Source organism: Paenibacillus sp. WG02, from assembly GCF_055396115.1.
Genome location: NZ_AP036016.1, coordinates 399,432 through 412,239, shown reverse-complemented (window position 1 = coordinate 412,239; position 12,808 = coordinate 399,432). Strand labels below are relative to the sequence as shown.

Below are 12,808 nucleotides of genomic sequence, written 5' to 3'. Positions count from 1 at the left end.
ATGATTTGTAAAGGAAATAAGCGCTTTCGATGATTGTTTTAATCAAAAATCAAGGAAATTCAAGCATTTTCTTGCAAGCAATGCTGACAAATCATGAAACCGGTTCGACGATTTGTTTACACAAAAAGAGAAAACCGCCAGGGAATATCCCCTGACGGTTCTTTTAGGTTCGACAAAACTTTACCTTACTCGCTTACCCATGTCGTCTTCTGTTCAAACGGCACCCGCTGCGCCTTAGGAGGAGCCATGTCTGGATAGCCGATGTAGATGAATCCGACCAGCTCCTCTTTTCCTGCCAGACTGAACACCTCGCGCATCTTCGGATGATACGTAGGTGCGCCCGTCCGCCATATCGCCCCTAGGCCAAGTGCGTGCGCTGTAAGCAACATATTCTGCACGGCGGCATGCGCTGCCGCATATTCCTCTATCTCCGGAACTATAGGCTTCTCCGAAGGGGTTACGGCCACGGCAATAATAACAGGAGCACGGAACGCTTTCTTCTCCTGTGCGCTTTTCAGCTTGGATAACTCCTCCTCAGAAAGCGTCGGATCCGCTTCTGCGGCGGCAACCTCGGCGTAGCCTCGGCCCAACAAACCTCTGCCTTCACGGGTCATAACCCAGAACCTCCACGGCTCTGTGTGACCATGGTTAGGCGCCCATGTGCCTGCTTCAAGGATTTCTTCGATTAGCTGTTTGTCCACAGGATCCTGTTTGACCTTCCCGATACTGCGGCGCTGGCGAATCGCTTCTTTCATATCCATGAATCCCACTCCTATCCCTTTTGCTATTACTATCTCTATTGTTGCACGACCCAAGCTCCCTCTGCAAACCTGCACTGGAAGCATAGTACTTTTAGCTATTGCTACCTTAGTGGGTTATGCTTTCACTGCCGTTTGCGGCAGCTCAATATCATGCAAATTCAGCTTTTTATCTGTCGGAAGGAAAGCAGCCAACAACCCAATTAATGGTAAAAATGCGCAAAGCTTAATAACAAAAGAAATGCTTGTTGCATCCGCCAGCGTCCCCAGCACAGCGGACCCGATCCCGCCCAAACCAAAGGCCAATCCGAAAAACAATCCTGATACCGTACCTACTTTGCCTGGCAGCAGCTCTTGTGCATAAACGACAATAACGGAAAAACCGGATAACAAAATAAACCCGATACACGCACAAAGGACACCTGCCCAGAACAAATTGGCATATGGCAGAAGCAGCGAGAACGGCGCAGTGCCTAGAATAGAGAACCAGATCATATTGCGTCTCCCAAAACGATCCGCTAAAGGTCCACCCATGAACGTGCCTACAGCTCCGGCAGCAAGCAAGGTGAAAATGAAGAGCTGCGCTCTTTCGACCGAAAGATGGTCATGTTCAATCAAATAAAAGGCGTAGAACCCTGTCATACTGGCCACATAAACAAACTTGGAGAATAGCAGCATGATTAGAATAAATATCGCGTACGCCACCGTTTTACGAGGGAGTTTCTTTCGGACAACCCCAGTTTTGTTAGATGTGGATGGGCGGCTACCCGCCTTTCGATACCATTTGGCAACGAAAAACTGAACAATAATCCCCGCAGCCGCGACAAATGAAAACCAGATGATACCGAATTGGCCAAACGGTACAAAGATAAGGGCTGTAAAGACAGGAGCCAAAGCCTGCCCGATGTTACCGCCTGTTTGGAATATCGACTGCGCCAATCCTCTGCGAGGCCCAGCAGCCAAATAAGCTACACGCGATGCTTCCGGATGAAGGACAGAGGAACCCAGACCTACCAGGATAACGGCTAAAATAACCTGAGCGAACGAAGACGCCACAGCCAAGACAATCACGCCTATAAGAGAGAAAAACACACCTGCAGGCAGCAGAAATGGCTTCGGTTTCGCGTCTGTGTACAGACCAATCAAGGGTTGAAACATCGAGGCCGTCACATTCAGTGTGAAGGCAATCCAACCAATTTGTGTAAAACTGAGCTGCAGCGAATTATGAAGAATCGGAAACACAGCGGGGATAACGGATTGAATCGCATCATTCAACAAATGAACCAAGCTTATTGAAAATAAAATAGCATAAACGGTACTATTACGAGCATTGTTTGAAACGGACATGTGATCTCAAACCCCTTTCATCATATCATCTGACGTTTATAATTAAAGGAGAATAAAGCTACTCCTGGTTAAGATACTTTTTAAGCTGGCTGACCGTATCGTCTAGATTTTGCTTCGTCCAGTACTCGGCAGCCGATACATCCTTGGCTATAATTGCTTGATACATATTTTCGTGCTGGAGATTGTGGGGATCATGCGGACTCTCGACGCTCACCAATTTGTAAGACGTTTCTAGGAGAACGGTTGAGAAAGTCCGGTATAAGTCGATAGCAACGCTGTTTTTGCTCGCGATGGCGATGGACAGATGGAACTTCACATCAGAGTTCAAATAGGTGCTCGTATCGCCTTTCTCCAGCGCTTCCGACCGTTGATCCAGTGCGCTTCGCATCTGTTCGAGATCATATTCATCGCGGCGCTCCGCGGCTAATCGGGAGATTTCCAGCTCGAGCATCCTCCTTACCTCATAAACCTCCAGAATCTCGGCTCTGCGAAGCCTATGGTCAAGCGGCTCCTGCATACCCGTATTAGCCGTCAAAAAAGTGCCGAAGCCCTGCTTCTTTTCGAGCAGACCCGCGTGCACAAGCACCCTGACCGCTTCACGGACCGTCGACCGTCCGACACCGAATTGCTGCATCAGCTCGGGTTCAGTAGGAATCTTATCGCCGGGCTTCATTTCGCCTTCCGATATTTTCTTCTGCAATTGATTAACAACATCGTCAACCAATTTAGGCCGGTTTAACGGCTGGAATGACATTTTCGAATTCATCAGATCATCTCCTGTTTAAAAGAGTATAGCATAGCTGCTCTCGGATTTTCATCCTTTTTTTTTTACAATGTGACTCTGTAAAAAGACCTCGGCCTAGTAAGAGCGATTAGCGGATGCTGCATCGAAAAATGAGGAGCTACGGCCTATATGTTTACGCCTTCAATTGCTTATCCATGCTATTGTTGTATTTTGTGCAACTTTATGCAAGTTAATTGGCATTTTTCACCCAATTGTTGCAAAAAATACAACAATTTTCTTCAAAAGTAGCTCATTAGCCTCTAAAACGGATAAATTGTTGTACGATATACAACAATCCCTAACTTTTCAGAAGAAGTGAAGGAAATTGTTGTACGTTGTACAACTTTCCATCGAAGTAAACATTTGGGAGCCCCTTTTTTACCTATATGTATGAGACATATTTGTCTTTTTAGCGTGTGAAAACAATCGAAGTTACCTTAGGTGTTTTGGATGTTTCCTCATGCGTATTTGCGCACCATCGAAACTTCTACATTAATCAATCTCATTTTTCATTCTTTTCTATCATTTATCATTCTCTTCTATCATTCTCACGTATCATTCTCATCCATCATTCACATTATCGATCTCATCCTATCATTCTAGTTCTCATACTCATCCATCATTCACACTCCACCCAACCGAACCACCTTAGCACTCTCCTGTCGAGACTGCCAAGAATTTGACAATGACGTACTCTATCATGCAAGGTATAGTTATAGCAACACAACATGAACGATAGTTTGCTAGATTCAAAATAAAATAATTAACCCTTGGGAGGTACTATGAAATCCACGAAACTTACGATGATCGCGACGGCCGCTATGGCTTTCTCCTTATTTGCATCAGCTTCACTTTCGCTTCCAGCTTCCGCTGCAGCCAAAACTAGTGCTGATTTTACTGATTTGGCCGGTAGTGATGCCGCGCTGAAAACTAAGATTGATGCGATGATAGCAGCTGGTGTTTTTGAAGGCGTCTCGGACAGCACATTTGGCATTACGCAAAATATGACTCGTGCTCAATTTGCTAAAGTAGCCACATTGATTTACAACATCACTGTTGATCCTACAGTTAAGGTGTCCAGTTTCTCTGATGTTAATGCCAATGATACAGCCAACGGCTGGGCCATTCCTTATATTGAAGCAGCCAAAAAAGCAGGCCTCATAGACGGTGTTACAGATACCACTTTCCTTCCCGGCGATTCGGTAACGACAGCTCAGCTGGATACTGTATTGCTTAAAGGTTTAGGCAAAAAGATTTCCATGACTGGCTCACCTTGGTACGCAGATGCTGTGAAACAAGCAACAGAACTTGGCATTCACCCTGCTAGCAAATCTGGCGACCAGCCTGCCAATCGCGCTGACCTTGTTCTAAGCTCCTACACAGCTCAGCAAGTTTTTGGGAATCAAACACGTATTTCGATTACAAACACACAAGCCTCTTCTTCCGACAATAAGAAGGTTCAAGTTACTTTCAATAAAAAAGTGGATGCTAGCAAAGCAACACTCACTTTGAAAAATGGTACAACCGTAGTCCCTACGACAACTGAGTGGGCTAGCGATGGCCAATCGGCAACATTAACAGCCAACCTAGCGCTGGCTTCAGGTGACTACACGGTTACGCTTGGCGGACTCGACGCTTCCACAGTCCAAACAACAACTGGCAGCTTTAGCTTTACTGCTCCTAGCACAGGGAACATTTCGATTAACGGCACCTACACATTAGCCGGTGTGCTCGACAGCGGTCTAACAGATGCAGCCACAGGATCAAACGGTCTAGTTAGCAAAGCAACAGCTGAAGATCCAACACTAAGTAAATTAGCTAAAGAAATTGAAATTAAAGTGACATCGGCTGGTGGAGATCCTATTGCTATCCCTGGGGTTGTTCAATCCGTTCATTCCTCAGATCCTAGCATTGCTAAAGTTGGTCTTACCTCAGACCATCACGCTTACGTTCTTGGCAACAAGCCGGGAACTGCTGACATCAGTGTCATTGTCCAAATTGGAAATGGCGACGCTAAGCAATTACACGTAACTGTCACGGTTAAAAACGACCCGATCACTACCAAGGAAATAAAAGCAGGACAGACCTCCATTGAAAAGACGGTAACAGGAAGCGTTTATACCTTCAATGCTTATACGGAAATGGATCTATCCATCACTGATAACTACGGTATTAAGTATAAAAGCGCGGACATTAGTGGCTATAATTTCGCACTAGGCACCCTTTTCATCACGAATGATATTAAAGGAAATGCCGGTGGAACTGTAGGAACCGTAGCAGTTGACGCGGCTGGAAACGTTACTGTAACTGGTAATGTGACTTCCTTCGAATTAACCGCCGTAACTCCAACAGGTGAAAAAGCAACAAGCTTCGTCAACCTCACTCACTAAGAATACCTAATAGAGCAAAAGGCTCCCCACTCGGGGAGCTTTTTTGTGCTGCACATTCGCCTACATTCCACATATATTGCTAGTGCTCATTATTTTTCAGAAAAGGGGACCTCGAGATGTACAACGACTCATCCTTTTACCCCCATCCCTATCCTCACTATCAAAGTTATCCTGTACAACCCTACCAATATGCACCCTATTGGGTATGGGATCGAGATTATCCGCATGTAGATACGAAGGTACTCTCACATTCAGCTGCAACCTCTCAGACCCTCCTTCGAGACGCCTCTCTCTTAGTCCAAAAGCTGGCGGACCCAGCTATAGCCGGCCAATTGATGAGCAATGCCCAGAAAGGCAATCAGAAGGAAGTGGATCGTCTTATCCACACTCTGGGTATTGAGTCCATCATACTGACTAAATTTACACCAAGTGTTGTTCATTTCACTATCGATCCTCGCGTACCGGATAAACAGTGCTGTGAAATAGTATTGTCCCTTAAATGGGGCAAATGACAAAAACAAAGAGCAATCGAAACCAATATGTTCGTTGGCTTGGATTGCTCTTCATAGTTCTTATCGGACGTCCGCTGCGTTCAACAATGGCCATACTCTCCCCAGCCAATTAGCTAGAATGACAAGCAAAATCCAATAAAAGATATAATAAAGATCTAGCATCGAATAGGAAGATACATAATAATAAGTCCGTTTTTTTTGTGATGAAAAACGCTTCGCTTCCATGGCCACAGCCGTCCGGTGGGCACGGCGAATGCTCTGGGCAAGAAGGGGAATGGCGTACATTCGCAGCGTCGTATACCATCCGGTGATGGGATTACGCTTCTTCTTGCCCCGAACCTTCAGCGCATAGCGGAGGGTTTGGAATTCTTCGAGCACGAGCGGCAGCATGCGCATTGCTGCGAGGAAGCTGTACGCATATTTCGGCGCGACTTTCCACTGCTGCATCATGGCATAAAATAGGGCAACCGGCCGTGTGGTCAAGCTGAACAGCAGCCCGACTGCGGCAACCTGAAGGCCCCGGAAGCCAAGGTGGATGCCGCGGTAGAAGCTTTCTTCAGTGATTCGGATGAAGCCCAGCTGGTACCACAGCGTATCTCCGCTGCCGAACATCATCATCCCCGTGGAAGAGGATAGGAAGATAAGTAGGAACGGTGAAGCATACAACAGCAGCCGCTTCATAGGATGGCCGGAGAACAAGAAGAGCGGCACAAGTGCGCCCAAGGTCAAATACATCATAGCATTCAGATTATGCGTGAACACGACAACTATAAACAGAAAGATGGACAGGATAAGCTTCACACCTGGATTCACCCGGTGCAGCCAGGTTTCACGGTACGCGAATGTTATTTGCATAGCATCGCTGCTCCTTCCGGAGCATGTGCGGCGGAGGCCAGCAGCTTCTCAACTGGCCATTCCTTCACATGCCCATCTTCAACCCGCCAAACGCGCGTGGCGCAGCGTTTCACAATCTCCGGATCGTGCGTGACCATCACGATCACGGTTCCACTCGCCCGCAGCCGCTCCAGCTGCTGCAAGATGCGCAGCGTGCCGCGCGCATCAAGCCCGAAGGTGGGCTCATCGAGCAGCAGAATGCGTGGGCCGCGCACCATCGCGGACGCCACGCTTAAGCGCCGCTTCTGGCCCATCGACAGCTGGAACGGATGCCTCTTGCGCAGCGCGAGCAGGTCGTACTCCCTAAGCAGTCGCTCTATAGCCGCCTGCTGCACATCCCGCCCCTGCTCCGCCTCTGGCAAGGAGTAGGCCAGCTCTTCCTCCACCGAATTCGTGACGAATTGGAATTCGGGGTTCTGGAACACAAAGCCGACTTGCTCCGCAAGCTGCTCGACTTTGCTGCCCTTAACTCCCTCGATCCAGCAGCTGCCGTGGGTCGGGATGAGCCGCATGATCGCTAGCAGCAGCGAGCTTTTGCCCGCGCCGTTGGGGCCGACAAAGGTAATCCAGTCGCCAGGATAGACGCTCAAGTTATCCACAGAGGTCTTGATCTGCCCTCCGCGCAGCCCTACATAATCGCGAAGGATCATGACCGGCCCCGCAGTCTGAACGACGGAGGTTGTTTTTAGCTCCATCTCATTATCGTCCCAAACCCCAGGGTACCAAATCCCGTACTCGATCATTTGCTGTTTACAATCTACGAACACCTCTTGAGGCGGACCATCTGCTAAAAGCCCTCCCTCGGGTGACATGACGATCAAGCGGTCGATGAATCCCAGGATGCCGCTTATTTTATGCTCCACGATAACCAGTGTCTTCTCAGCACTAATCCTTCGAATCGTTTCCCAAACCTGCTCAGTGCCTTCTTCATCCAGAAGCGCCGTAGGCTCGTCAAGGAACAGCACTTCCGGCTCTAGCGCGAGCACGCTCGCAATAGCCAACCGTTGTTTCATCCCTTGCGACAAATTCCCAATCAAGGTATGGGTATCCTCTAATTGAAGCCCCACCAACTCCAGATAATACGCGATAAGATCAGGCATCTCCTCACGAGGGACTTGTAAATTTTCCAAGACGAATGCAATTTCCTCATCCACATAAGGCATGCAGAACTGTGTCTCCGGATCTTGAAAGACATAACCAGAGCGGCTTGGTGTGTGAATGCCATCTGCCTTGAGCGGAATCTCTACAATGTCAGGCACTATACCGCTTAGCACTTGAAGCAGTGTCGATTTGCCACAGCCACTCGGCCCTAGAAGCAGTACCTTCTCCCCGGGCTCAATTGAAAAGGAAACCCCCTGAAATAACAGGGGGGCGTCCTCTCCGGGATATTTTAACCTCAGATTCGTAACGCTCATTCCTTCGCTCATCACGTTACCCCAATACGTCGTAGTCTTTCTTTGAAACAGGACGAACTAGACTAAGCACACCTGTACGAGCCAATGCACCCGCTAAGTAGTACGCGAATACGCCGGCGATCAAAGCGCTGCCCAACAGACGAAGTCCAATAAACAGACAGTAGTTCCAGAACGTGAGCTGATCAATATAGCCATAGTAATTGTCCACGAGCAAGGAAAGCACTGCGGATGCGAAGGACGCTAGGATCGTCACGCCCACATTGGCACGGCGGTACAGGAATAGCGCAAAAATGAGTTCAGCGCCAAGCCCCTGCAGCAACCCATAGACAAGCGTCGAGACACCCCATGAGCCGCCAAAGAGAGCCTCAATCGTCGCAGCCGCAACTTCAGCCAATAAAGCAACGCCGGGCTTGCGAATAACTAGAAATGCGAAGGTTGCTGCCATAAACCACATGCCATAACTCAGCTGCTCCGCGTGAAGTCCGAAAGGTTTCAAAATATCATACATCGGCCCCCATACGCGATAAATCACCCCAAACACCGCTGCGATCACAATGGTGATCAAAATATCCGTCAATTTCAAACCCTTTGCTGCTGTTTCTTTTTGTGCCATCTGTTTGTTCGACTCCTTTTCATTTATAGATGTGTAAAATGAGATAGGCGAACACGAAAAAAAGCCCACCGGGTAGCGGCAGGCATAAAATTAGTGCAAAAAGGCACTTCATTCTCTACGCTGGCATTACCCAGATCAGATTAACGGTCAGTGGCATAGGGCCACTATCTCAGCCTGACTTCATCAAGCACCCGTGTTGCTATTCATTTGGCTTAACTGTAGCGGATTGCCAACTTTTTGGCAATCCTTTTTTTGGGGCATTCGCTCTATTTATCAATTAAATGCTGCAAATCATGTGTCAATCCGTTCAGCTGGCGAATTATTACATCATTCAACATGGGTCTGAATAATCCTCTATTTCAAATGATAAAGGACATGATCTTTACGCAAAAATTGACTTCTAGCCATCAGTATAACTACAATATGTAGTGTGATATTTTAAAATTTATCTAAAAGGGGATCATTTATCATGGATCATTCAACTATGCAGCACGGACCTGATTTTATGGCTATTTTGCTCTACATAGGATTGGCTATATTTGTTTTGTCGATTATTGGCTATGTGTTGGCCGCGCAAGCGCACAAACAGAACTCTAGTCGATTGAAAAAGGCGGAGAAACAGGTTCTGAAAAAAAAGCAAAAGACCTTGCTGCTTCTCTCTCACACTCTTGTTATTATCGCGATATGTTGTGTGGGGACATCACTTATTCAGCAAAATTCCAGCAAATACAGTGTAGAAAAATTGAATTTTAATGCTCCTATTCAGGTTGTGACCGACAAAGATTACGGGCGAGGACATGCAGACGGGACACTCTCTTATGAAATGAAAATCCCAACTTCTGGTACACACAGTCCTCATGACTTAAAGTTCGGCTTTTATAAGGAAAGACCCTCCTATGAAATGCTTGTTCATAATTTAGAGCACGGCGATATCATTATTCATTACCACCCTGATGCTCCTAAAGAACTGCTGGATCGTCTCGACTATTTGACGCATTTCAAGAAAGCCGGCGCCGGTGTACTAGCTGTTCCGAATCCAGATGTACCCAGCGATCAGGAGGTCGTCGTGACAGCATGGACGAAAACGATGCAGCTTACAAAGTTTGATGAAGCAAGTGTAGGAACGTTCATCTACCAGAACATTGATAAAGGACCTGAACAAATCCCTTCGGAAGTACGCCGGGGCGGCGGTACGATGTAAGTAAATACTACTTGCGAATCGTTTCACGGTCGGATACTAAATCCGTTGGCACTAAGCCGGTTAGACGCCTGAATACACGGTAAAAATAAGACGGGTCATTGTACCCGATGAACTCGGAGATCTCGGTCACTGACAGCGCAGAATGTCTAAGCATGTAGATGCCTGTTTTGATCCTAGTCGCATGGACGAACTCGCTGATTGTTTGACCTGTCACTTTGCGAAAAAGCGTCGCCGTGTAGTTCGGAGATCGGCATATGCACGCGGCAAGCTCGTCTTTGGTCACGCGCTCGCGATAATGGTTCTGAATGTAGCCTTTCATTTGTTCCACTAGTTGCGCAGTAGCGGTCGTTGTTGTATCTTGGTCCCACTCTCTATGGAGATGGACAAACAGCTCTTTGAGCAGTGCTTCACACAACGTTTGGTAATAGGCTTGCTTATCTTGCCACTGCTGATGAATAAGGCGCAAACGATCAACAATCAACTCGTATTTACCCGTTAATCGACTAGTATAATGCGGCAGTTGGAGAAGTGGGAACAGCTCATCTGCTGCATCAGCGTTGAATTGAACCACGTACTTTTCATGGATCTGGGTCGGTACACTTCTTCCGTAAAAGGGAACTTGGCTCGGAATGAGCAGCCATTGCCCTTTCTCAACTACCTGCTTCTTCTCATTGATCCAATAGACACATCGGCCATAGGTAACGAGAATGAGCGTCCAATTGAGGCATCCCTCCAGCTCTTCCTTGTACCAATTGCTGCTCTTGTCATACGTAAAGGCTATCACCTGCATTATGGCACCTTCCTACATACTATAGTACATATATCATACTATAGTTCATAGAACTTCGGCTCATTTAGGCATATAATGAAGCCAAAATTCATTCGTTACTATCGAAAGGAAGTCCTAAACACCATGCGTAAAACAAAAATCATTTGTACCATGGGACCCGCTTGTGATTCCGTCCCTACTCTTAAAGAATTAATTCGTGCGGGCATGAGCGTCGCCAGATTGAATATGGCTCACGGCGATTTAGATGAGCATCGGGGACGCATTCAGCGCGTACGTCAAGCAGCTGCCGAGCTTGGTGTCATCATCCCTATTCTGATGGATATTAAAGGTCCGGAAATCCGCATTGGTCAATTGAAGGATGCTTCCTATGATTTGCAAAGCGGCGATCACATTGTGCTTACGACTGAGCAAATTATCGGCGATTCCAAACGTGTTTCTGTGAATTACCCTGGCCTTCCGCAGGATGTTAAGCCCGGGAATCTGATTCTTATCGATGACGGCTCTATCGAGCTACGTGTAGAAATGATTGACGGTACTGAAGTTACTTGCAGCGTCTTGAATCAAAGTGTCTTGAAGCAGCGTAAAGGTGTTAATTTGCCGGGCGTGCGCACCTCCCTACCGGGTGTAACTGAGCGCGATGTGATGCATATTAAGTTCGGAATTGAAGAGAATATTTCCATCATCGCGATGTCTTTCGTTCGTAACGGAAACGATGTTAGAGAAGTTCGCGGGATTTTGGAACAGCATGGCGCAGCGTTTACGCCGATTATTTCGAAGATTGAGAACGAAGAAGGCATGACGAACTTCGCTTCGATTCTTGAAGCTTCCGACGGCATCATGGTCGCGCGGGGCGATCTCGGCGTTGAGATTCCAACGGAGGAAGTTCCGATTGCGCAGAAAGACATGATTCGCGCGTGTAATTTAGCAGGCAAACCTGTTATTACGGCAACGCAAATGTTGGATTCCATGCAGCGCAACCCTCGTCCAACACGCGCAGAAGTGAGTGATGTGGCGAATGCGGTGCTTGACGGCAGCGACGTTGTCATGCTTTCAGGCGAGACAGCCGCAGGCAAGTATCCCGTCGAGTCCGTGACGATGATGGCGACGATCGCCGAGCGCGTCGAGCAAACCATGGAGCGCAGCTCCTTAATCGACGCGCAGCTTCAGTCGAACAACGAAGTGACTGAGGTGCTGTGCCAAGCGGTCGTGTCATCCGCTAACAAGCTGCACGCTGCAGCGATCTTGACGCCAACGGAGAGCGGCTTCACCGCTCGGATGATCGCGAAGTACCGCCCGGAAGCGCCGATTATCGCGGTGACTTCCAATGAATATGCGATCAACTACCTGAGCATGGTGCAGGGCGTGATCCCGATCCTTGGCGAATTCTGCGACTCCACCGACGCGATGATCCGCTCTGCCATCGGGCAAGCTGAGACGCTCGGCTACGTGAAGAAAGGCGACCTAACCGTTGTCTCGGCCGGTATCCCTGTGGGGAAATCAGGCACAACGAATCTGTTGAAGGTTGAACGGGTTTAAAATAATCGTCTGGTGTGTCTTTCACCAGACTTTCTGTTAAAGACACCTAAAAGGTGTCTTTTTTATTGAGCAGCTTGGCGTGCATCTTCCGCGAAATTCGCCATGATGAGAATTATTCGCTGCCACGGGGAGATTTTTCATCTTCAAACTTATTCGCCATAGTGCCTCCATAAGAATATGTACAAGACAAAGGTCTCCGGGACCATCATGGCAAACGCTAAGGTCTAAAGTAACATAACCTGCACTTTGTACATCAAAATGATTGTTAAACGCCTTTGGAGGGAATTACCTGCAAAATGTGCAGCTAATTTCGCCCAAAAGGCTGAAAACCCTCGTTTTCGGGAGAATTTGATGTAGGAAATGCAGGTAATCTACGCAGTAAGTAAAGTTGACGTGGAATTTGATGTAGGTTTTACAGCAAATTTGTTTGAACAATCTCCATTTGGTTTTTACCAGTGAAAGAACCCAGCCAGAGCCTTATTGAGCTCTTAATCTTTTTCCCTCTGATCTTCCCTTTCACGCTCGATACTTGCTCACTTTGGCCTCCCCCGAATCGAAGTCATGATAG

The 12,808-nt window shown here is 47.6% G+C and carries 11 protein-coding genes; 4 read left to right on the top strand and 7 right to left on the bottom strand.

The window, feature by feature from the left end; translation table 11 throughout:
- Positions 1–185 precede the first annotated feature (185 nt).
- The 3 genes from ACBP55_RS01910 to ACBP55_RS01900 all read right to left on the bottom strand — a co-directional run bounded on the left by ACBP55_RS01910 (position 186) and on the right by ACBP55_RS01900 (position 2,871).
- Positions 186–761, bottom strand: a complete 576-nt coding sequence (locus ACBP55_RS01910; RefSeq protein ID WP_464649342.1) for a nitroreductase family protein — start codon at positions 759–761, stop codon at positions 186–188.
- Between the two features lie 114 nt (positions 762–875).
- A complete protein-coding gene (locus ACBP55_RS01905) occupies positions 876–2,105 on the bottom strand; it encodes an MFS transporter (RefSeq protein WP_464649340.1) in 1,230 nt (409 codons plus the stop codon).
- A 58-nt stretch (positions 2,106–2,163) separates the two neighbouring features.
- Positions 2,164–2,871 (bottom strand): FadR/GntR family transcriptional regulator, encoded by a 708-nt coding sequence (locus tag ACBP55_RS01900; protein ID WP_464649338.1) that lies wholly within the window; start codon positions 2,869–2,871, stop codon positions 2,164–2,166.
- 800 nt (positions 2,872–3,671) lie between these two features.
- Here ACBP55_RS01900 and ACBP55_RS01895 point away from each other — a divergent pair.
- Both ACBP55_RS01895 and ACBP55_RS01890 read left to right on the top strand, forming a co-directional pair.
- Positions 3,672–5,279 (top strand): S-layer homology domain-containing protein, encoded by a 1,608-nt coding sequence (locus ACBP55_RS01895; RefSeq protein WP_464649336.1) that lies wholly within the window; start codon positions 3,672–3,674, stop codon positions 5,277–5,279.
- 116 nt (positions 5,280–5,395) lie between these two features.
- Entirely contained in the window at positions 5,396–5,791 is a 396-nt protein-coding gene (locus ACBP55_RS01890) for a hypothetical protein (RefSeq protein ID WP_464649334.1), read from the top strand.
- Positions 5,792–5,851: 60 nt separating this feature from the next.
- Here ACBP55_RS01890 and ACBP55_RS01885 read toward each other — a convergent pair whose 3' ends face one another.
- Genes ACBP55_RS01885 through ACBP55_RS01875 form a run of 3 tightly spaced genes read right to left on the bottom strand, consistent with a single transcriptional unit; the run spans position 5,852 to position 8,713 of the window.
- Entirely contained in the window at positions 5,852–6,646 is a 795-nt protein-coding gene (locus ACBP55_RS01885) for an energy-coupling factor transporter transmembrane component T family protein (protein WP_464649333.1), read from the bottom strand.
- A complete protein-coding gene (locus tag ACBP55_RS01880; RefSeq protein ID WP_464649331.1) occupies positions 6,637–8,112 on the bottom strand; it encodes an ABC transporter ATP-binding protein in 1,476 nt (491 codons plus the stop codon). The genes ACBP55_RS01885 and ACBP55_RS01880 overlap by 10 nt, the downstream gene beginning before the upstream one ends.
- A gap of 4 nt (positions 8,113–8,116) precedes the next feature.
- The gene (locus tag ACBP55_RS01875; protein WP_029198521.1) at positions 8,117–8,713 is read right to left on the bottom strand and encodes an ECF transporter S component; all 597 of its coding nucleotides are present in this window, start codon (positions 8,711–8,713) and stop codon (positions 8,117–8,119) included.
- A gap of 469 nt (positions 8,714–9,182) precedes the next feature.
- Here ACBP55_RS01875 and ACBP55_RS01870 point away from each other — a divergent pair, with 469 nt between their 5' ends.
- A complete protein-coding gene (locus tag ACBP55_RS01870) occupies positions 9,183–9,914 on the top strand; it encodes a DUF3105 domain-containing protein (RefSeq protein ID WP_464649329.1) in 732 nt (243 codons plus the stop codon).
- A 7-nt stretch (positions 9,915–9,921) separates the two neighbouring features.
- On the opposite strand, the gene ACBP55_RS01865 is transcribed toward ACBP55_RS01870, so the two are convergent.
- Positions 9,922–10,704 carry an AraC family transcriptional regulator gene (locus tag ACBP55_RS01865; RefSeq protein ID WP_464649326.1) on the bottom strand — a complete coding sequence of 261 codons (783 nt, stop codon included), beginning with the start codon at positions 10,702–10,704 and terminating at the stop codon, positions 9,922–9,924.
- A 123-nt stretch (positions 10,705–10,827) separates the two neighbouring features.
- On the opposite strand from ACBP55_RS01865, the gene pyk reads away from it, so the two are divergent.
- A complete protein-coding gene (gene pyk, locus ACBP55_RS01860) occupies positions 10,828–12,240 on the top strand; it encodes a pyruvate kinase (RefSeq protein ID WP_464649324.1) in 1,413 nt (470 codons plus the stop codon).
- Positions 12,241–12,808: the final 568 nt, after the last annotated feature.